Origin of the sequence: Paenibacillus daejeonensis DSM 15491, from assembly GCF_000378385.1 — a bacterium.
Taxonomy (GTDB): domain Bacteria; phylum Bacillota; class Bacilli; order Paenibacillales; family Paenibacillaceae; genus Paenibacillus_D; species Paenibacillus_D daejeonensis.
On sequence record NZ_KB899667.1, the window covers coordinates 270734 to 292706 of the forward strand.

17 protein-coding genes are annotated in these 21973 nt (G+C 55.0%); 16 read left to right on the forward strand and 1 reads right to left on the reverse strand.

Annotated features, from left to right (window positions below; genetic code table 11):
* Window positions 1–11: 11 nt before the first annotated feature.
* The 9 genes from F556_RS0123040 to F556_RS0123085 all read left to right on the forward strand — a co-directional run bounded on the left by F556_RS0123040 (window position 12) and on the right by F556_RS0123085 (window position 13656).
* A complete protein-coding gene (locus tag F556_RS0123040; protein WP_020619360.1) occupies window positions 12–1700 on the forward strand; it encodes an ABC transporter substrate-binding protein in 1689 nt (562 codons plus the stop codon).
* Between the two features lie 120 nt (window positions 1701–1820).
* Complete coding sequence (locus F556_RS0123045) at window positions 1821–3500, forward strand: ABC transporter substrate-binding protein (protein ID WP_020619361.1); 1680 nt, start codon at window positions 1821–1823, stop codon at window positions 3498–3500.
* A gap of 125 nt (window positions 3501–3625) precedes the next feature.
* Window positions 3626–4585 carry an ABC transporter permease gene (locus F556_RS0123050; RefSeq protein ID WP_020619362.1) on the forward strand — a complete coding sequence of 320 codons (960 nt, stop codon included), beginning with the start codon at window positions 3626–3628 and terminating at the stop codon, window positions 4583–4585.
* A 20-nt stretch (window positions 4586–4605) separates the two neighbouring features.
* A complete protein-coding gene (locus tag F556_RS0123055; protein WP_020619363.1) occupies window positions 4606–5514 on the forward strand; it encodes a carbohydrate ABC transporter permease in 909 nt (302 codons plus the stop codon).
* A 119-nt stretch (window positions 5515–5633) separates the two neighbouring features.
* Window positions 5634–7409, forward strand: coding sequence for a family 43 glycosylhydrolase (locus F556_RS0123060; protein ID WP_020619364.1), 1776 nt, complete (start codon window positions 5634–5636; stop codon window positions 7407–7409).
* Between the two features lie 28 nt (window positions 7410–7437).
* Window positions 7438–8946: a glycoside hydrolase family 43 protein gene (locus tag F556_RS0123065; protein ID WP_020619365.1), complete on the forward strand. Its 1509-nt coding sequence runs from the start codon at window positions 7438–7440 to the stop codon at window positions 8944–8946.
* A 657-nt stretch (window positions 8947–9603) separates the two neighbouring features.
* Window positions 9604–10071: a MarR family winged helix-turn-helix transcriptional regulator gene (locus tag F556_RS0123075; RefSeq protein ID WP_020619367.1), complete on the forward strand. Its 468-nt coding sequence runs from the start codon at window positions 9604–9606 to the stop codon at window positions 10069–10071.
* Entirely contained in the window at window positions 10068–11822 is a 1755-nt protein-coding gene (locus tag F556_RS0123080) for an ABC transporter ATP-binding protein (protein WP_020619368.1), read from the forward strand. The genes F556_RS0123075 and F556_RS0123080 overlap by 4 nt, the downstream gene beginning before the upstream one ends.
* Window positions 11809–13656, forward strand: coding sequence for an ABC transporter ATP-binding protein (locus F556_RS0123085; RefSeq protein WP_020619369.1), 1848 nt, complete (start codon window positions 11809–11811; stop codon window positions 13654–13656). Before F556_RS0123080 ends, F556_RS0123085 begins: the two co-directional genes overlap by 14 nt.
* 758 nt (window positions 13657–14414) lie before the next feature.
* Here the strand turns inward: F556_RS0123085 and F556_RS0123090 are convergent.
* Window positions 14415–14993, reverse strand: a complete 579-nt coding sequence (locus tag F556_RS0123090; protein ID WP_020619370.1) for a DUF4256 domain-containing protein — start codon at window positions 14991–14993, stop codon at window positions 14415–14417.
* Between the two features lie 223 nt (window positions 14994–15216).
* Here F556_RS0123090 and F556_RS0123095 point away from each other — a divergent pair, with 223 nt between their 5' ends.
* The 7 genes from F556_RS0123095 to F556_RS0123125 all read left to right on the forward strand — a co-directional run bounded on the left by F556_RS0123095 (window position 15217) and on the right by F556_RS0123125 (window position 21515).
* Entirely contained in the window at window positions 15217–16272 is a 1056-nt protein-coding gene (locus F556_RS0123095) for an SPFH domain-containing protein (RefSeq protein ID WP_020619371.1), read from the forward strand.
* A complete protein-coding gene (locus F556_RS0123100; protein ID WP_020619372.1) occupies window positions 16269–17246 on the forward strand; it encodes a diacylglycerol kinase catalytic domain-containing protein in 978 nt (325 codons plus the stop codon). Before F556_RS0123095 ends, F556_RS0123100 begins: the two co-directional genes overlap by 4 nt.
* A 171-nt stretch (window positions 17247–17417) precedes the next feature.
* Complete coding sequence (locus F556_RS0123105; RefSeq protein ID WP_020619373.1) at window positions 17418–17738, forward strand: hypothetical protein; 321 nt, start codon at window positions 17418–17420, stop codon at window positions 17736–17738.
* Window positions 17739–17966: 228 nt separating this feature from the next.
* Window positions 17967–18140: a hypothetical protein gene (locus F556_RS38015; RefSeq protein ID WP_157272905.1), complete on the forward strand. Its 174-nt coding sequence runs from the start codon at window positions 17967–17969 to the stop codon at window positions 18138–18140.
* 36 nt (window positions 18141–18176) lie between these two features.
* Window positions 18177–18473: an RNA polymerase alpha subunit C-terminal domain-containing protein gene (locus F556_RS0123115; RefSeq protein ID WP_020619375.1), complete on the forward strand. Its 297-nt coding sequence runs from the start codon at window positions 18177–18179 to the stop codon at window positions 18471–18473.
* A 500-nt stretch (window positions 18474–18973) separates the two neighbouring features.
* The gene (gene abc-f, locus F556_RS0123120) at window positions 18974–20437 is read left to right on the forward strand and encodes a ribosomal protection-like ABC-F family protein (protein WP_020619376.1); all 1464 of its coding nucleotides are present in this window, start codon (window positions 18974–18976) and stop codon (window positions 20435–20437) included.
* A 127-nt stretch (window positions 20438–20564) separates the two neighbouring features.
* Window positions 20565–21515 (forward strand): NAD(P)-dependent alcohol dehydrogenase, encoded by a 951-nt coding sequence (locus F556_RS0123125; RefSeq protein ID WP_020619377.1) that lies wholly within the window; start codon window positions 20565–20567, stop codon window positions 21513–21515.
* Window positions 21516–21973 lie beyond the last annotated feature (458 nt).

The following is a 21973-nucleotide window of genomic DNA, read 5'->3' on the forward strand; positions in this document are numbered from 1 at the left end:
AAGGGGATTAGATGATGCGTAATAAGAAGTGGCTTCGATCCAGTGTAGCGGTTATGCTGGCCGGGACAATTGTGCTGGCAGGCTGCTCGAACAATGAATCAGGTGGTAGCAATGCAGAGACGGGTGGAACGAATGGTGAGGTCAGTACCGACCCGGTAACCTTCTCCTACTTCAGCTTCGGTACGAACAAGGATGTATTGGCCAGCGAAACCACGATTGGAAAAATTCTTCAGGAGCAGACTGGCGTGGATTGGCAGATGGAATTCGTCGTAGGAGATGCCAATACCAAGTCGGGGGTTATGATTGCCGGAGGGGATTATCCCGATGTGATCAACGATGTCGGGCAGTTGCCCAAGCTGTTGGATGCGGGATCGCTCATTCCGCTGAATGATTTAATCGAAGAATATGGCCCTAATATTAAGCGGGTATACGGAGAGCACTTCGACAAGTTTACGGAGGATGACGGGAACATCTATATTCTTCCGTTTTCAGCAAATGTCAATGAGTATGTAACAGAACCCGATATCGGGGGCGGTGCGTTCTGGATTCAGCGCCGCGTCTTGAAGGAATTTGGCTATCCGGAAGTGAAAACGCTGGATCAATATTTTGATCTGATTGCGCAATATGAAGCAAAATATCCGAGCATCGATGGAAAAGACACCATTGGCTTCATTACCTCAGCAGGCGCTACAGGTGAGTTTTTCTCCATTGCTAATGTACCGATGCATCTGGCAGGCTACCCTAACGAGGGCAATGTCATGGTCGACATGGAGACCCATGAGGCCAAGCTGTATGCCGCCTCCGATTATGAGAAGCAATGGCTTGCAGCTCTGAATGAAATGAGCCGCAAGCAGCTGCTGGATCCCGAGACCTTCACCGCCAATAAGGATCAGTATCTAGCCAAGCTGACCTCCGGCCGTGTCCTGGGATATTTCAATTACGGCTGGCAGGTAGGAGACGCTACGAACAATCTAAAAGCAGCTGGAGATGATGATCTCCGTTATGTTGCGCTGCCGATCGTATTTGACGAGAGTGTGAGAGATGCTTATATTGATCCCCCATCCTTTGTCAACAACCGCGGAGTTGGCATTACGGTCAGTGCTGAAGATCCCGCTCGTATTGTCCAATACTGGGACAATCTGCTGACCGATGAGAATCAGAAGCTCCTGCAATGGGGGGAAGAAGGGGTAACCTATTCCGTCAATGAAGATGGTCGTTTTGTCATGACAGAAGAACAGATCGCGAACCGGAACGACAACGAATTCAAGCGTACTTATGGATGGGCGTACTTCGATATGGATTGGCCCAAGTATGGAGCGAACTCCACCTTTGAGGACGGCAACGCATATTCACCTCTCAGTCAACCTGAAGTAGCAGCTGTCAATTATACGGAGGGAGATAAGGCGCTGCTGGAAGCGTATGGCATTGAGACGTTCTCGGGATTGTTTGCAGAGCCGCAAGAGCGTCCTTGGTATCCTGCATGGAGTATCAAGAAAGAGCAAGGATCGCCGGAACAGATCTTTAATCAGCGGGTTGGAGATTTGCAGGTTAAATTCTATCCTCGCCTTGTCTTTGCCCAGGCATCGGACTTCGATTCCATCTGGAACGAGTATCTAGCTGAGTTCAATAAGCTGGATTCGGCAGGCTATGAAGCGTTCGTGACGGCAAAGGTGAAGGATCGCGTTGCAGGCAACTGGTAAAACTTTAGAAGAGCTTAATTATTCAAAGACCGATCTAAACTTTGACATATAACACCGGGAAGCGTTTTCTTTTATACTGAGGGTGTCTTAACAACTGGTCTATAGAAAGGGGAAACGGCAATGCGCAAGAAACAATGGCTGACGTCCGGTCTGGCGGTCCTGACAGCTGCGACGGTCCTTCTGGCGGGCTGCTCGAATGATTCAGGAGGCAACACGCCTCAAACCGGAGGCACAAATGGAGAGGTCAGCACAGATCCGGTTACCTTTACTTACTTTGGATTCGGGAATAACAAAGACGTTCTTGCAAGCGACACCACTATCGGCAAGATTTTGCAGGAACAAACCGGTGTCGATTGGCAGATTGAGTTCGTCGTAGGAGATGCCAGTACAAAATCCGGCGTTATGATCGCTGGCGGTGACTATCCCGATGTCATCTCCCCGGTAGGCGAGCTGCCTAAGCTGCTGGATGCCGGCGCCTTCATTCCGCTCAATGATCTGATCGAGGAGCATGGTCCGAACATCAAGCGTGTGTATGGTGACTATATGGACAAAATTACGCATGAGGACGGCAACATCTACATTCTTCCTTATACGGCTAATGTAAATGGCTATCTCAGCGACCCGGATGCCATGAGTACATTCTGGATTCAGCGCCGGGTGCTCAAAGAGTTCGGTTATCCGGAAGTGAAAACGCTTGATCAATACTTCGACCTGATTGAGCAATACGAAGCCAAATACCCGACAGTAGACGGCAGAGATACAATCGGCTTCCTGACCTTCGCAGGAACGGCTGGCGAATTCTTCACCATCACCAACCAACCAATGCATCTGGCCGGTTACCCGAACGACGGGAATGTGCTGGTGGACCTGGATACGCACGAAGCCAATCTGTACATGGGTACGGACTACGAGAAGCAATGGCTGGCTGCACTGAACAAGATGAACAGCAAAGGTCTGGTCGACCCAGAAACCTTTACAGCCAACAAGGACCAGTATCTGGCCAAGCTGACTTCCGGGCGTGTCCTGGGCTATGTCAACTACGCCTGGCAGATCGGTGATGCGACGAACAACCTGAAAGCGGCTGGCAACGATGATCTGCGCTATGTTTCCTTGCCGATCACCTTTGACGAGAACACTACAGATGCCTATATCGATCCGCCGTCCTTTGTCAATAACCGCGGCTTGGGCATTACCGTAAACGCTGAAGATCCGGTACGCATCATCAAGTATTGGGATAACCTGCTGACCGATGAGAACCAGAAGCTCGTGATGTGGGGGCAGGAAGGCGAGACGTATTCGGTGAATGAAGAAGGCCGAATGGTAATGAGTGAGGAGCAGCTGGCTAACCGTAACGACAATGAGTTCAAACGTCAATACGGCTGGATGTACTTCGACTACGAATGGCCGCGTTATGGCGACAACTCGGTCTATGAAGACGGCAACGCGCATCGTGTCTTCAATCAACCGGAGGTTGCTGCGGTCAATTATACCGAAGGTGACAAGGTATTGCTTGAAGCCTATGGGGCGGAAACCTTCTCTGACTTCTTCGCAGATCCTATCGAGCGTCCTTGGTACCCGGCGTGGAGTATCGAGAAGGAGCAAGGTTCACCGGAGCAGCTGTTCGGCCAAAGATCCGGCGACCTGCAACAGAAGTACTACCCGCGTTTGGTATTTGCTAAAGAGGCTGAGTTCGAAACCGTCTGGAACGAGTATATTGCAGAGTTCAACAAGCTGGATTCGGCTGGGTTCGAGGCATTCGTTACCAAGCGAGTAAAAGAGCGCGTCGACGGCAAATGGTAAGACTCGGTTCTTAACAAGATTAAATAAAGGTACATGTAAAAGGGGAAAAGTGGGCTCGCTTCGCTTTTCCCTTCTATACCCATGCACAAGAGAGAAGACTGAAAGCCGGAAGGGAGACGGAGCGGGTGGAGAAACAAACAGTACAGATTACACAATCGACCTCTGGCGATTCGCGCCTCAGAGCCTTAATCAAAACGTTATCCAAGCAAAAAATGCTCATGTTGATGTCATTGCCATTCCTCCTTTGGGTGATTATTTTCAAATACATTCCGCTGTGGGGATGGACCATTGCTTTTCAAAAATTCAGATTGGCCCGGGATCTGTTTGACCAGACCTGGATTGGACTAGAGAACTTTCGGTTCCTGTTCTCGGAGCCGCAGTTTTACCTGGTGTTGCGCAATACGCTCGTCATGAGCGGAATTAATCTGGTGCTTGGCTTTGGTACGGCCATCGTACTGGCGCTCTTGCTCAATGAGCTGCGCCGGATGTACTTCAAACGCACGGTCCAGACGATCAGTTACTTGCCGCACTTTATCTCCTGGGTAGTCGCGGCCAATATTGTCCAAACCGCGCTTGCTCCCGAGGGTATCGTCAATGTGATGCTCATGCGGATGTCGCTGATTGAGCAGCCGATCTTGTGGCTGGGCATTGGCGAGTATTTCTGGGGTATCCTTGGCGTGACCGAAGTGTGGAAAAACGTTGGCTGGAATACGATTATCTACTTGGCTGCTATCACTTCTATCGACCCCGCTCAGTATGAAGCGGCTGAGATGGATGGTGCCTCGCGGCTGCAGCGGATGTGGCATATCACCTTGCCGGGCATGAAGCCGGTTATCGTATTGCTCTTGATCATGAACCTGGGCCATATTCTGGAGTCCGGTTTTGAAGCGCAATACCTGCTCGGTAACGGCATGAACGTTGAATATTCGGAAAACCTTGACATATTCGTTCTCAAATACGGGATGCAGATGAACAATTTCGGCTTGGCGACTGCCGCTGGCATGTTCAAAACAGTCGTGAGCTTCATGTTCCTCATTGCAGCCAATAATCTCGCCAAACGCATGGGCGAAAGCAGACTCTATTAAGAGCAAAGGAGGTCAGGTACATGGCGAGAGCCAACACCTTTCGAACGTCTTCACTCGGCGACAAAATATTTGATGTGTGCAATGTGATTTTCATGATTTTGCTTGTATGTGTCACGTTGTATCCGTTTTTGAATATGTTCGCCCTGTCCTTTAATGACGCAAATGACACGATCCGAGGCGACATCTATATCTGGCCACGGGAATGGACGCTTAGAAACTTCGAATATGTATTCAGTGAATCCAACATTTTTCACGCGACCTTTATTTCAGCTGCGCGTACCATCATCGGAACCGCTGTCTCTGTGTTCTGTACAGCCATGCTGGCTTACACGATCAGCCGTCCCGAATATGCGCTGAAGAAGTTCGTTTCCATCACTTTCATTTTCACCATGTACTTCAGCGGCGGTCTGATCCCTAACTACCTGCTGATCAAAGAGCTGGGCATGCTGAACAGCTTCTGGGTGTACATTATTCCTGGTATTATCGGTGTCTTTAATATGATCGTTATCCGGTCTTTCATTGAGGGCCTGCCCGAGGGCATTATGGAGTCCGCCAAGATGGACGGTGCCGGCGACTTCGTCACCTTTACGCGCATTGTACTGCCGCTGACGGTACCGGCTCTGGCTACTGTATCGTTGTTCGTAGCGGTCTTCCAATGGAATTCCTGGTTTGACGTATTCCTGTACAATTCATCTCGGCAAAATCTCAGTACCTTGCAATACGAGCTGATGAAGGTGTTGTCCACGTCGAATACGACCACCAGCTCAGCCGATGCCTTCGCCGATGCACAATCGAGTGCCCAGATGGTAACGCCGACCTCGGTCCGCGCCACGATGACGATTGTAGCCAGCGTGCCGATTATTATGGTCTATCCGTTCCTGCAGAAATACTTTGTCAAAGGTATGGTTGTAGGTGGCGTGAAGGGCTAGAGGGTAGTCGAAAATGCTATCCATTGACGGGTTGATGGCAGACAGAACAGTTGATAGACTCGAATTACGACGGACAAAGAAGGGATGCGAACCAAGCTGTGTCTTCAAGCTATCATGTAATGTGCTATACCCGCGAACCGTTGGATGAATCGGTGTATGCGCCGAAGCTGGCTTGCAGCATGCACCTGGCCTATAGCGAAAATGGGACGGATTATCGTCCGCTGAACCATAATTCCGGTGTCCTATTCGCCAAAGCGACGGAGAACGAACATGGACAACTGCAAGCCAAGAGTTTGAAAAATCCTTATTTGTTCGCACGGCCTGACGGCACCTACGGTGTCGTCGCTGTGCGCACCGAGCACGACGGCGGACCGGATGCGACAAGCAGCGGGTCCGTTCTGCTGTTTGTAACGTCGGATTTGCTTCAATATGAGGAGGTTGGCCTGCTGAAGCTGCAGGATGCGGCAAATATTGAAGATGTTATCTGCCAATACGACGAGGCGCGCGAGGGCTATGTGGTTCGCTGGCGTGATGGAGCGGGAGACTACTATGCGAGCTTGGTTGCAGACCTCAGCAATCTGGAAGGCGCTGAGGGGCCGGACGCAACAGAGGCATTTAGTATTGAGTCCCCGAAGACCGATATTGAAGGTGTCGTCCCGCGCAATACGCTGGCGCTGCCTCAGCAAGTAGCCGAGCGATTGACGCTCAAGCTATCGGTGCCTGTCAATGTTCGCAACGAGGTGCCGTCTAGTGTTGCGGCTGGAGCCAAGGAAGAGCTGGATGCTGTCATGGCAACGGCTGTCTACAGTGATGGGACAACAGCCACCAAGCCAGTGGATTGGCACACCGAGGCGGTCGACTGGTCGCGGGCAGGAACCTACCGTGTTACGGGCCGCATCCGTCAGGATCACTACGCGTTTCCGATGGCCTCCCACCGGGCCGATCCGAACATTTTCAAGTGGCAGGGGCGGTACTATTTTATCGCGACCAACGACAAGAACGGCAACAAGTCACTGGGCATCCGGGTGGCGGACCACATGTCCGGGCTGGAACAGGCAGAAGAGACTGTCATTCTGGATACGGAGATGCATGATCACCTGAAGGCTTTCCTCTGGGCGCCTGAGCTCCATGCCATTGGAGAGGAACTGTACATCTTCCATGCGGGAAGCACGGGGGAATTCGCGGATATTCAATCTCACGTCATGAAGCTGCGATCGGGTGGAGATCCGATGGTGGCGGCGGACTGGGAGCGGCCAGTGCTGGTGGTCAAGCGCGACGGAACGCCGCTGTGCAAAAACGGGATTACGCTGGACATGACGATCATCCTGCGAGAGGGACGATTATATGTGCTCTGGGCGGAGCGGGTGTTGTCCCCTCATGATCTGGGATCGTGGATTTACATCGCCGAGGCCGATCTCGGACAGCCTTGGCGGCTGACCAGCGACCCGGTTCTGCTGACCAGACCAGACTACGGCTGGGCGAATAACCGGACCTTTGTCGATGAAGGACCTTATGTGATTCTGACGGACAAGCGGATTTTTGTCACCTTCTCCAGTGCCCTGGTCGATGCGACTTATTGTGTAGGGCTGCTGAGCGTGGACCCGGGTGCCGATCTGCTGGATCCGAACAACTGGACCAAAGGCAATTATCCGATTCTGACCTCCCGCAGCGTTCCGGGCGAGTACGGTCCGGGGCATAACTCATATGTGCAGGATGATCAGGGACTGATCTGGAATGTCTATCACGCCAGACCTGGGATCGAGGCCCCTCGGAGCTCCGGTATTCGGCGGGTGCATTTTGATATCGATGGCTACCCCGTGCTGGATCTGACCGAAGAGAAGGACCTGGATCCGGCGCTGGCTGACGTGGCGATTGAAGTGACTGTGAAGGGATAACCCAGATGATACGGGAGGTACGCATAGGATGAGTACAACGTTCGTGAACAACCCGGTGCTGTGGTCGGACGTACCGGATGTCGATGTAATCCGTTCAGGCAACGCCTACTATATGGTCAGTACGAGCATGCATTCCATGCCTGGCTGTCCGATTATGAAATCGGTGGATCTGGCCCATTGGGAAATCGTCAGTTATGTGTTCGAGCAACTGGAGGACAATGACGGGCATAACTTGACTGGCGGTCGTCACATCTACGCCCAAGGCTCCTGGGCAGCCAGTTTGCGCGAGCATGAAGGCATGTTCTATGTCTGCTTCTCCTCCAATGATACGCGCAAATTCTATGTCTTCAAGACGGATGATATCGAGCGCAGCAATTGGGAGCGGCATGTCATCGATGGGTTGCGCCACGACCCGGGTTTGTTGTTCGACGACGGCCGCGTATATGTCATCTATGGCAATGGCGGGATTCGAATTACTGAGCTGACGGCGGACGCCACGGCGCTCCAGCCGGATGGGGTGGACCAACTGTTGTTCGAGACAGAGCGCGAGGGCATTGGTCTGCGATGTGAAGGCTGTCATGCCTACAAGATCGACGGCTATTATTATCTGTTCTTCATCGATTGGCCGCGTGTCGGTCATGGGCGTCGTCGTCAGATGTGCTATCGTGCGAAGGAGCTCCTGGGTCCGTATGAGCATCAGGTCGTGCTGGATGATGATATGGGCTACCATAACAAAGGTGTCGCCCAGGGCGGCATCTTCGATACGCCGGAAGGCGAATGGTACGCGATGCTGTTCCAGGATCACGATGCGGTGGGCCGCATTCCTTGCCTCGTCCCGGTAACCTGGCGTGAGGGCTGGCCGGTGTTCGGCGAGGAAGGCAAGGTGCCTACGCAATTTGAGGTGCCGCTGCGGACCGCTGCTGTGAAGCCGCTGGTCATCAGCGACGACTTCGACTATGGCCAGAACCAGCTGGCCTTGAACTGGCAGTGGAATCATAATCCGGATCCGGAGCGGTGGTCGGTGACGGAGCGGCCGGGGTACCTGCGGCTCAAGACGGGGGCGCTGGCGGAGAGTGTGCTGCAGGCCCGCAATACGCTGACGCAACGCACGGAAGGTCCGGCCTGTACGGCCGAGACAGTGCTGGAGCTATCCGGCTTGCAGCCTGGAGATCATGCCGGACTGGTTGCGATGCAGAATCTGTTCGGCACCGTCGGCGTCAAGGTCGGTGAGGACGGCGCGCGCTGGGTCCAGATGGGCGTGAACCGGGGAGACGGCGGCGAGGACGTGGTGGAGCAGGTGGCCTATGAGGGAGAGCGCATCCATCTGCGGATCCATTTCAATTTCGAGGAGAGTATCGACCAGGCCCGCTTCTTTTATTCAAGTGACGGCGACACCTGGCAGGCCATCGGCCAGCCGCTTCAGATGAAGTACACGCTGGACCATTTCATGGGCTACCGCTTCGGACTATTCACCTACGCCACGCAGCAGCCCGGCGGCATCGCTGATTTCGACTACCTCCGGTACTCCCGTTCCTAGCCATGTTGTGCTGAAGCCCGGTCTTTCGAGACCGGGCTTCAGGTCGTTGGCAGACAGGTTATGCGAACACGAAATTTCGAACATAATGGGGCTCGCTGGCGGCGATATCGCTCAATGTATATGAAATTTCGAACATAATGGGCTCGCCAGCCGCATATCTGCCCAATGTATATGAAATTTCGAATATAATGAGCGCGCCAGCCGCATATCTGCCCAATGTATATGAAATTTCGAAAATAATGGGCTCGCCAGCCGCATATCTGCCCAATGTATATGAAATTTCGAACATAATGGGGCTCGCTGGCGGCGTATCCGCTAACAAACACTTTCTATCTAATTGCGTTTTTATGTACCTCTCCAACGACCCTCCTTGCCGCCACCGACTCACCTCCTCCTGCATCCCGCCAGCACAACACTACTTGCACTCATTAGCAGCCCCGATATCCTCCCCCTGGTTGCCAGATGCACCCTACTAGTGCCTCACCCATTCCAGCACACCAAACTTGTGTTTACATTTTTGTGCCTCTTGATCCATCCAATTGTTCCTGTTAGCTAGGCAATCGACACGGCAACCACCTTGGTACATTCCTGATTGACAGCACTGCAACGATCGATTAATGTAAATTTAGTTAGTCGACTAAATAAAAGGAGACCTACATGACACGACACGAAGAAGAATCGTTGACGCGCCTGATGGTGCGAACCCATAAGCTGTTTCGGCATAATGTCGATCTGCAGATTCGTGCCTTTGACGTCTATCCCGGGCAACCGCCGCTGCTGCTGCGTTTGGTGCGTATGGATGGACTGAGTCAGAAGGAACTGGCGGGCCATATGCATGTGCAGCCGGCGACGCTGACGGTGATGATCAATCGCATGGCGAAAAATGGGCTGTTGGAGCGCCGGCCGGATGACCGGGATCAGCGGGTCCAGCGCGTGTTCCTGACAGAGAAGGGCCGCACGGCAGCGGCGGCTGTGCAGGATGCTTTAGGATCGCTGGAGGAGTATAGCTTCGCTCGGTTCAGCGATAGTGAGAAGGCCTTATTCCGCGAACTGTTGGAGCGGATGCGTACGGACCTGGAGGCTTTCCGCGCCCAACAAGAAGAGTCGGAGGAAAAAGAATCATGAAGTCGATTTGGCGATTACGCTCCTTCCTCAAACCTTACCGTCTCGCAGTCATTCTGGCACCACTTCTGATGGTGATGGAGGTGTGCATGGATTTGCTGCAGCCCCGTCTCATGGCAAGTATTGTGAATGAAGGCGTCATGATGGGCGACCTCGATCATATTTGGCGAACCGGCCTGTGGATGTCGCTGGTAGCTTTTGTAGGCTTGATTGGCGGTATTGGTTGTACGGTCTATTCCAGCCGGGCGGCACAGGGATTTGGGGCAGATCTGCGGGTGAATTTGTTTGATAAGGTGCAGACATTTTCCTTTGATAATCTGGACCGTTTTACCTCGGGCTCGCTGGTGACGAGACTAACAGGTGATGTCGTTCAGATGCAGAACCTCGTGCAAATGACGCTGCGCATGCTGGTCCGCGATCCCGGACTAGCGATTGGCTCGATCGTGATGGCGCTGCTTATTAGTCCGCGGCTGGCGTTGATTTTTGCCATTATTATTCCAATCATTGCGATTATTCTCTACGTGATCAGTCGGCGGGTGATTCCGATCTTCAGCATCGTCCAGCAGCGGCTGGATGCGATGAATACGGTCCTGCAGGAGAATCTGTCAGGCATCCGGGTGGTCAAGGCATTCGTTCGCGCGGCATTCGAGAAGCTGCGCTTCGGCCGGGCCAATCAGGATCATCTGGAGGTGGCCTTGAAGGCGGCCCGCACGATTGCCATCAACATGCCGCTCATGATGCTGGTGCTGAACTTCAGTATTGTGGCTGTGCTCTGGTTCGGCGGTGCGCAGACACGGGAAGGCTCGCTGCCTGTGGGTGATCTGATCGCCTTCGTTAACTACCTGACCCAGCTGCTCTTCTCGCTGCTGTCAGTTGGGATGATGCTGGTGGCTGTCTCCCGGGCTGCCGCTTCAGCGGTGCGCATTCAGGAGGTGCTGGGTGCAGAGCCGACAATTGTCAGCCCGGCTGCCACCGGACGACGCTTCATACAGGACGGCGGTATCGTCTTCGAGGGGGTCTCGCTGGCTTATGGTGCAACGGGCGGCGAGGCGGCACTGCGTGACCTCAGCTTCGCGATTCGGCCGGGTCAGACGGTCGGGATCATGGGAGCGACCGGCGCTGGCAAGTCCTCGCTGGTCAGCCTGATTCCAAGGCTGTATGATCCGACGGAAGGCCGCGTCCTGCTGGATGGTACGGATGTGCGGCAGATTCCGGCGGCAGAGCTGCGTTCGCAGGTGGGCATGGTGCTGCAGCAGGCGATCTTATTTACGGGGACCATCCGGGATAATATTCGCTATGGACAGCCGGATGCAACGCAAGAGCAGGTCGAGGCCGCAGCGCGCGCGGCACAAGCGCATGACTTCATCCTCGGGCTGCCTGAAGGCTATGACACGCAGCTGGGTCAACGCGGCGTCAACCTCTCGGGAGGCCAAAAACAGCGGTTATCGATCGCGCGGGCCTTACTGCTGCGCCCGGCTATCCTGATCTTGGACGACAGCACGAGTGCAGTCGATCTGGAGACCGAGTCACGCATACAGCAAGCGCTGAGGGAATTAATGCGCCACAGTACGACGCTGGTTATCGCTCAGCGGATTTCCTCGGTCATCGAAGCCGACCAGATTATTATATTGGAACAGGGCGGAGTTCACGCCATCGGCACACACGAGGAACTGCTGCGAAGCAGCCCGGTGTATCAGGAAATCTATCGATCACAGCAGGGCAGAGAGGAGGAGGTCACGCATGGCACACGATAAACCGGCGAGCGGCACCCAAAAAACGGACGTCCCTCCGGCGGCGCTAGGCTTCGGCCGGGGCCCCCGCCAGCAGGTGGAGAAGGTCCGGGCCAAGCAGACCGGCGCGACACTGCTGCGCATCTGGCGTTATCTGGCCAGGCAGCGGCGCTCTTTGCTACTGGTTAGCCTCCTTGTCCTGTGCGGCGGAGCGCTCGCGTTGACGGGGCCCTATTTGCTGGGACGGGCAATCGATGTATTTATTCTGGAGAGACGGCTGGATGGACTGGCCCAGCTCTGTCTGTTGCTGCTTGGCGTATATGGGGCGGGCAGTCTGATCTCTTGGCTGCAGACCTATGTGATGGCCGGAGTTGCGAGCCGGACGGTGTGGGAAATGCGAGGCGATTTGTTTGGTCATCTGCAGCAGCTGCCGCTTCGTTTTTTTGACCGCACCACACATGGGGAATTGATGAGCCGGACGACCAATGATATGGACAATGTGTCAACGACGCTGAATCAGAGTCTGGTGCAGCTGATGAACAGCGTAGTCATGCTGGTCGGCTCGCTGACGCTCATGCTCATTCTCAACGTCTGGCTGACGCTGGTGGCGGTCGTGACCATTCCGGTGGTGATGCTGCTGACCAAGCAGATCGCCAAGCGGACTAAGCGTTATTTTCGCGAGCAGCAGGAGCATCTCGGACAACTAAATGGCTTCATTGAGGAAACGGTATCCGGGCAAAAAGCCGTCAAGCTAATGGGGCGCGAACGCCGCGCCTCCAGGGATTTTCGGGACATTAGCATCAAGCTGCGGGATTCGGGTACACGTGCGCAGATCCTCTCGGGGACGATTGGTCCGGTGATGAACATGATGAACCACTTCAACTTCATCCTGATTGCGGTGGTTGGCGGTTGGATGGCGCTGAATGAGTGGACAACAATCGGGGTTATCGTCAGCTTCTTGACGTACTCGCGGCAGTTCAGCGGCCCCGTCAATGAGCTGGCCAATCAGTACAATATGATTCAAGCCGGCGTAGCGGGGGCGGAGCGCGTATTCGAAATCCTGGATACTGAGCGGGAGTACGAAGGAAGCGAGCAAGAGGCGGAAACAGCGGTTGTCCCGGTACAAGGGCAAGTGGAATTCCGTAATGTCTCGTTCGGTTACGGTGACCATCCGATTCTGCGGAACGTCTCGTTCTCAGCGAAGCCAGGCGACATGATCGCTCTGGTCGGGCCAACGGGAGCGGGGAAGACGACGATTATCAACCTGCTGACGCGGTTCTACGACATCCGGGAGGGCGAGATTCGGGTGGATGGGCGGGACATTCGTCAGCTCGACAAGCTGGGGCTGCGTCGTCAGCTCGGCATTGTGCTGCAGGACGGGTATTTGTTCTCGGATACAATTCGCGAAAATATCCGCTATGGCCGACTGGATGCCACAGATGAAGAGGTGCAGCGGGCAGCCGAGCTGGGCGGCGCGAATGCCTTCATCCGCAAGCTGCCGAATGGCTATGACACCGTGCTGTCCGCCGAGGGCGGCAACCTGAGCCATGGCCAGCGACAGCTCGTGACTATTGCTCGGGCCATTCTGGCGGACCCGGCGATCCTCATCCTCGATGAGGCGACGAGCAGCGTCGACACCCGGACCGAGATGCATATCCAGGAGGCGATGGCGACCTTGATGAAGGGACGCACCAGCTTTGTCATCGCCCACCGTCTCAGCACCATCCGTGAAGCCACGCAAATCCTCGTCATCCGCGGCGGCGAGGTGATCGAGCGTGGTACGCATGAGGAGTTGCTGGCGCAAGAGGGCTTCTATGCCCGCCTGCATGCGGGGCAATTTCATGAAGAGGTGAGCTGAGGCCCCAAGTTGCTGCTCGGCCCACCCTATCCAAATGGACTTTGACCTCTGACGCGGCATGATATCGATGCCCTGAGGTTTCGCAACCGCAGAGAATGCATCTAAGGAAACCACATAACGCTATTTGGCCGCTTACCCGCTATTTCGGATTCTAACGAATCTACAAATTCTTATTGAGCTCATTTTTTGCCCTCAAATCCGCTAATTGGTTGGGATAGCGTTACCCAGTTTCGTTAGAATTTCAACGTGGGCGATTTGGGTGGAATAGCGTGATGTAGTTTCGTTAGAGCGCGGAATTCACTATGCGCATGGGGTCATTTGATTGCCGTCATGCTTCCGGACCCTGCAACGGGCAGGGAGCTGCGCGCGGCGCGTGGCGCGTGGCGCGTGGAAAGAAACGAAGGGCAGGAGCACCACAAATCCAAAACCAGCTCCAAGCCAAAACAAACTCCAAATCTAAACCAGCTGCATAAAGAAGCCAAGGTGCTTTGCTGCGACGCAAACTCACCTTGGCTTCTTAACGTATGCTTGAGCTATTACGAAAGCACAGGGCGTCTACGCGGTCGTCCGACCGCTGTCATGCTACCGGACCCCGCTCGCGGAAGGCAGGCAGTTTACCAGTTTCATAGTAGCACCTTGTGGTGCCACTCATTTGGACACTAATCCTGCCGTGCCGCTCATCTTGTGGCTTATCTTGCAGCTCCATAGACGACCCCCGAAGACCCGAGGCGTGCTATAGACCATATAGCCCCTCCACACTAAACTCTCAACGAACCCCGGAAGCCGCGAGCGCCATAGTAGGATTCTGCGCCGTTGTGATAGACGAAGACGGTGTCATAGCGACGGTCGCAGAAGAGGGCGCCGCCGAGCTTACGGATATTATCCGGTGTTTGGACCCAACTGGAGGTTTTCTTGTCGAATTCGCCGAGGGTTTGCAGCTGACGGTACTGCTCCTCCGTGAGCAGTTCGACCCCCATCTCAGCAGCCATGGCGACTGCGCTGTGCTTGGGCTTGTGCTCCTTGCGCGAATCCAGTGCTTCCTGGTCGAAGCAAATGCTCCGGCGGCCTTTGGGGCTCTCGGCTACGCAGTCATAGAAGATGTACTCCCCCGTCTCCGGGTCCTCGCCGACAACATCCGGTTCGCCGCCGGTTGCTTCCATCTCATGGAGCGTACGCAGCTTGGCGGAGTTAGCCTCCAATCTGGCGCGGACATCCGCCCAATTCAGGCCCCTGTGGCGCTCCATATGCTTCTCGAAACGTGCCTGCAATATGCCAATCAGTGTCTCCTGATGCTCAGGTGAGTACTCGGCTGCTGTCTTTTCTTTGCTTTTTGTCATGCGGGTGATTCCTCCCTTGTCCAATTCCAGCTTGGATGCTTTCTCATTCCAATGTACCTCTTGCCCTTATCATGCGCAAGTGAATCTAGGACGACCCAACGTTCTTCTCTGGTCGCACGCCATTGCCCATTTTAATATTGTCGTATTGACATATACAAAATGATGGTGTATTCTTTTGATAATATCAATTATACAATATCAAACCGAAAGCGAGGGAACGCATATGTTTGGTATCCGTTATGCCAAATTTCAGCCGACGCAATACGTGATGAAGGTGAAGAATGGCAAGGTGGTCAAGGAAGGCATCGGTCTATCCTTCTACTATTATGCGCCGACAACATCGGTGGTGGTCGTCCCGGTCTCCTCCATTGATGTGCCTTTCATGTTCGAGGAGATGACAGAGGACTATCAGGCGGTGACGGTGCAAGGCCAGTTAACGTACCGGATCGCGGATTATCGGCGGATTGCTGAGGTTCTAAACTATACGTATGATCTCAAAAGACAGGTCTATCTCTCTGATGATCCAATCAAGCTCAACCAGCGCATCATCAATCTCGCCAAGGTCCATGCCAAGCATGATCTATCGCGCAAGCCGCTGCGCGAAGCGGTACGCTCCAGCGACCGGCTGGCGCAGCAAATCAAGACGGACGTCCGGGCGAGCGAAGAGCTGGATGCGCTGGGGATTGAGCTGATGGGCGTGGCGGTGCTGGCGATTTTGCCGAACAAGGAAACGATGCGTGCGCTGGAGGCCCAGGCCCGGGAGGAGATTCTGGAGCATGCGGATGAAGCGCTGTACCGCCGCCGGAATGCCTCAATCGAGCAAGAACGGCGCCTGAAGGAGAACGAGCTGAACACCGATATGGCAGTCGAGGCCAAAAAGCGTCAGATCCGCGAAGCGCAACTCGACAGCGAACGTGCGGTCCGGCACAAGGAGCAAACGATGCAGGAGGAGCAGCTGCAATTCGAAACGGCGATGGAGGAGAGCCGCCATCAACTGATCGATCTGGCTGCGGCCAACAAACGGGCGCAGGCAGACGTCAAAGCCTATGAGCTCAGCGCTGTCATGCGATCGCTCCATGGGGTGGAGCCGGGCGTCCTGCAGGCTTTGTCCAACCTGGGCATGAACCCTGACAAGCTGATCGCCATCGCCTTCCAGGACCTGGCCGATAAGGCAGAGCGGATCGGCCAGCTCAACATCTCGCCGGATCTGCTGCAAGGCCTGCTCTCGGGGCAGACGCCTGGCGGAGGGGCGCCTGGACGCGGCGCTAGCGGCCGATGAGCGGTCCGGCCACCGAGCGTAAGCTCGTCCTCGTCACCCGGCCGACCCGGCTGCAGGAGCTCATTGTCCGCTACAATACCGTGCAGCAGGCCCGGTTCTACATCGAGCGGCTGGGAGCAGACTTCGGCGATTATGAAGCGGAGGACCGCCAGTACCGCGAGGTGCTGGAGCGGGTGAGTGTCGAGCTGCAGGCCGCCGGTCGGCTGCAGGTGATCGATCGCGCCTTTTTGCCCAGCTTCATCTTTGGTCCGCAAGATACGGTGGTCGTGCTGGGGCAGGATGGATTGGTGGCTAATACGTTGAAGTATCTGGACGGCCAGCCGCTCATCGGCGTCAATCCGGACCCGCTGCGCTGGGACGGTGTACTGCTGCCGTTCCAGGCAGGCGACCTGCGGCTGATTCTGGGAGACGTGCTGCGCGGCCAGCGGCCCTGCAAGAGCGTGACCCTGGCCAAGGCCGAGCTGAATGACGGGCAGACGCTATACGCAGTCAATGATCTGTTCATCGGTCGCCGGAGCCACGTCTCTGCCCGGTACGAATTGGCTCTGGGCGAACGTGCCGAGCGGCAGTCTTCCAGCGGGATTATCGTATCCACAGGACTCGGCTCCACCGGCTGGTTCAAGAGCGTGCTGGCGGGCGCAGCCGGAGTCATGCGCGGCGCCACGGGACAGCCGGCACGATTAGAACCGGCAACGCTCTATGCCGGCACCGAGGAGCAGGACGCAGACCCGCGCGCAGCCTGGGATGCACAGCAGCTGTATTTTGCCGTACGGGAGCCTTTCCCGAGCAGGACAACGGCGGCCGAACTGGTTTTCGGCCAAGTCAATGCTGCCCGCCCCCTCCGGGTCATCTCCCAGATGCCAGAGGACGGCGTCATCTTCAGTGATGGCGTAGAGAGTGACTTCCTCGTTTTTCAAGCCGGGGTCGAGGCCACCATTGGACTGGCGGAACGGCAAGGCGTGTTAGTCGTGTAAGGTGTGGCGTGGTCCGCACAGCAGCTTCCTCCGGCAGGGGGGAGCTTTTTGTTAGGATTCAGTAAGAATGCACGTTCGCATGAGCGGTGTTATATGGTAGAATAAGGGGAGGGGGTGTCCGTATTGGGAGATAGGAAATGGCAACGGGACAAAAGTATTTTTTGGGGATTAATGGATCAGGCCTGCCAGGACGCGGCAGATGCTTATGAGACGCTGCACAGGCACCCGTCTCCGCACAACTACCGATTGTCGCTTGGGTATCTATCGATGTCCAGCGCTTCCTATATGGAGGCTTGGCAATTCTATGTCTTGCATGAGGATATTCAGCATTACGAGATCGACCCCGTCTTCCGGGCCTACGAGGCATTCAAGCGCCAAATGAAGCAAGTCATCACCAACAATGACCGGGCGGGGGAGCCGCTGGCTGCAGCTTACGAGACGTTGCAATCAACCTACCGGGAAGCTAGCGAGTTTATTGAAAGTAGTATGTAGGGGAGGAGTGAGAACATCATCTACATAAAAAAGTTGGCCGCTATCATGCTATGTGTAATCGTACTATGTGGTTGCTCATCCAACTTGTCTTTTGAGGCGAAGGATGTATACCAACTGACTGTCACAGATTATGAAAGAACGCATGTTTTTCAAACGATAGAAGATGCTGTTGTTATAAAAGAATTAGTCGACTCTCTGAATCGTGCGCAAACCGTAAGTACCGCAGCAATGGATCTGGTGTTGCCTCTGAACCGAGTGGTGTTCCTGAATCAGCAAGGGGAAGTGCTCTTGGAGCTTGGTTATTATGATGACGAGACATTAACGCTAAATGGTGTAACCGGCCGGTATTGGGATTCGAAGCGGGATTTGTTCTATGGCAGCAGCTATGAACTTCCGAGTTGACATATCTACATGAAAATGAGAGGGGCTTGAGCGAGAATGAAAGCAGACACAACCCTACGCACCTGCGAGCAAGGCCACGAGTACCGCAAGAGCAGTGATTGTCCGACCTGCCCTGTATGCGAAGGGGCAAGCAAGCCGGAAACCGGGTGGCTCTCGCGATTGTCTTCACCGGCTCGAAACGCACTGGAGCATGTAGGGATTACGACAACCGAGCAGTTGTCCGCTTACAGTGAGAAGGAGATTTTGAAGCTGCATGGTATCGGACCGGCTTCGCTGCCCAAACTAAGAGAGGCCCTTCAGGACAGCGGACTGGCATTTCACAAGAAGTCGTAAACCCGGATTGACACGCCGTTGTCCAGGGTGCTAAGCTGGTAGCAATCGACAAGAAGAGGGAGGGACGCTGGCATGCTGCACTCGATGCGGATCCGATAATTCAGTTTGGAATTGATAGTTCACCGCCAGAGGTGGGCCAATTTTGAGCTGCTTATCGGAACGGGTGCAGATTGAAGGCAACGCATAACGTCAAGCTTAAGAGCCTCATGCTCTTGAGTAATGATGATGACCGCAGGTTACCTGTCACTTTGTATGTCTATTGGACATCCGGGTGATTGAATGGATCCAACGGTATGCATGTTGCCCGGCGTCTTTCCGTTCGTGAATACACAGCAGCTCCAGGCCCACAGTGGGAATTGGAGCTGTTTTTTTGTTGTGGAAAGGAGCGATGGTTGATGAGGCAAGGCTGGTATTTCTTTACTTGATTCTTCCTTCCGAAATCGCAGGCTAGCCTGCGACCGATTTGGACAACTGCGATTTTTGCGAAGGAGGAACAAACGATGAATGTATTGATTAAAGCGAAGAATTTGTATGTAGACTATGCTGGACGGGATGTACTGGATATTGAAGCATTGGACGTGTATGCGTATGATCGGATCGGACTAGTCGGGGCCAACGGAGCGGGCAAGAGCACGCTGATCAAAGTGCTGCTGGGTGAGCTTGCGCCCGCCGAGGGCGAGGTGGTCCGGGGAGGGGAGTTTGCGTATATCCCCCAGCTGGAGGACGTGTCCGGTGAAGCGGCGGACCATGCCCTGCTAGGCAAACTGGGGCTCTCGGAGGTTGAGCGGGAGTACCGGAGCGGAGGCGAGGAAACACGAGTGAAAATTGCGGAGGCCCTCTCGGGTGCGGTGCATGGCCTCGTCGCTGACGAACCGACCAGTCATCTGGATCGTGAAGGCACAGAGCTGTTGATCCACCAGTTGAAGCACTACCCCGGCGCACTGCTACTGATTAGTCATGACCGGCATTTCCTGGATGAGACAGTAGATAAAATCTGGGAGCTGAAGGAGGGGCGGATCACCGAATACTGGGGCGGATACTCCGATTACCTGGCGGCCAAGGAAGCCGAGCGAGCTGCGCAAGCGATCCATTACAAGCAGTTCGCTGCGGAACGGGAGCGTCTGGAGAAATCAATCGGGGAGAAGCAGAGCCAAGCCCGCAAGCTGGAGCAAAAAGAAAAGGGTGCCGCCAAAAAGAATCGGTCCGATGCGGGCGGCCGGCTTAGCCATCAGAAAACGGTGGGCAGCAAGCAGAAAAAGCTGCATAAGGCCGCGAAGCAGATGGAGCAGCGCATCGAAGCGATGGGGGAGGTAAAACCGCCGGAGGCACTAGATTCCGTCGTCTTCCGCCAGAGTCGGACGCTCGAGCTGCATAACCCTTTTCCGATTACGGGATACGAGGTCACCAAATGCCTCGGTGACAAGGTCATCTTCGACCAGGCTTCCTTCCAATTCCCGTTGGGAGCCAAGATTGCTATCACCGGAGGCAATGGAGCAGGCAAATCGACACTGCTGCGGATGATCATGAACCGGGACGAGGGCATCGTGCTGGCACCCAAGGTCGAGATGGGTTATTTTGCGCAAAATGGCTATAAGACGGAGGCGGATGAGCAGGTGCTGGCATTTATGCAGGCGCACAGCGATTACCAGGTGCCAGAGATCCGGAGTGTGCTGGCGGCAATGGGCTTCTCGTCACAGGATGTGCGCAAACGGCTGCCCATGCTAAGTGGAGGCGAGCGGATGAAGCTGCAACTGGCACGGCTGCTCCTGGGCCGGTATAATGTGCTGCTGCTGGATGAACCGAGTAATTTTCTTGATCTGCCTGCGGTCGAAGCGTTGGAGACGCTGCTGAAAAACTATACCGGCACGATCGTGTTCGTAACCCATGATCATCGGATGCTACAGCATACCGCAGATCTGGTGTACGAGATTAAAGATAGGAAGCTGGTCCAGACTGAGCTATAATGAAAGATAGCTGCCCGTCGCCGCGTAAAGCCTGATATCTGGGCCTGGGCGACGGGCTTTTCAGGAGAATAAACGGCTGCACCGTTATGGCCGGCATCTGTCGACAAGGGAAGGAGCCGATGAATCGATGAAAGCCGCTGTGATTCGCAAGTATGGCAAGCCGGACGTGCTGCAGGTGGAGGAGGTCCAGGAGCCAGTGCTGGGTTCTCGTGATGTCAAGATCGCGGTGAGTGCCTCTTCGGTGAATCCGGTAGACTTCAAGACACGCTCGGGCAAGATATTTTTTATCTCGGGCCTACGTTTTCCGAAGATTCTCGGCGGCGATGTCGCCGGACGTGTGTTAGCCTGCGGGGATGCGGTCCAGCATCTGTCGCCGGGAGACGAGGTCTACGGGTTCTCATCCGCTCCAACCCGGGGCGGTGCCTACGCCGAGGTCATGTGCTGTAAGGCGGATCGGCTAGCGCACAAACCCGTGGAGCTGAGCATGAGCGAAGCGGCAGCCATCCCGTTGGCCGGATCGACCGCCTATCAGGCGCTCTACAAGCAAGGGGAGCTGCAACCGGGCATGCGCGTGCTGATTACCGGCGCCACCGGCGGGGTGGGGCATTTCGCAGTGCAGTTGGCCCGGGCTGCCGATTGCCAAGTGACGGGCGTCTGTCATTCGCGGAACCGTTCACTGGCCGAGGAACTGGGCTGCGATGAGGTCATTGCCTACGATGAAGAGGATTTCCGCAAGCGGCACGGCACCTACGATCTGATCCTCGACGCCGCGGCCAAGTTCGGCTACGGTTCGTGCCGACCTGCGCTCACAGAGAAGGGAATCTACGTGTCCACAATTCCGGCGCCGGGCATCATGCTGCGGCATTTGTGGTCGCGCTATGCCTCTGGTCGGCGCGGCCGCTTCGTATCGGCGCATGCCAACACGGCGGACCTGGAGCGAATGAGCCGACTGGTTGAGACGGGACAGCTGCGGCCGCACATCGAGCATCGTTTCCCGCTGACGGGGATCGCCGATGCCCACCGCCTCAGCGAAACGGAGCGCGTGCGGGGCAAGATTGTCATTGAAATCGGTGAATAACATGGGAATAAAGGCGAATGTTTTGCCAACTGCCATTGGGCATTTCATTCAACCTACCATCGAGCGGCTGAAGATAAAACCGTTATTAGTCTACGTGTGCGCCCAGCCAGGGGTGAAATGTTACTTGGTTTGAGCTAAAGTCGGTGTGTGCACCCAACCAGGGGTAAAATGTTATTTGGATTGAGCCAAAGTCGGTGTGTGCACCCAATTAGGGGTAAAATGTTACTTGGTTTGAGCCAAGGTCGGGGTGTGCGCGTCCAACCAGAATATGGTCTGCCCTCAAAAGGGCCGGAGAGGCACGGAATCGAATCTGGTCAACGCTGTCCCCCGATTTCAACCGCTAGAGCGGTTAACAAATCAAGAAATCTGGCGACAACAGCGATCGTAAGATCGATCCGTGACCGTAGGATTCTATTTTTCAGTAGCCTTACATGTTACTTGAATCGCCCAACATAGAG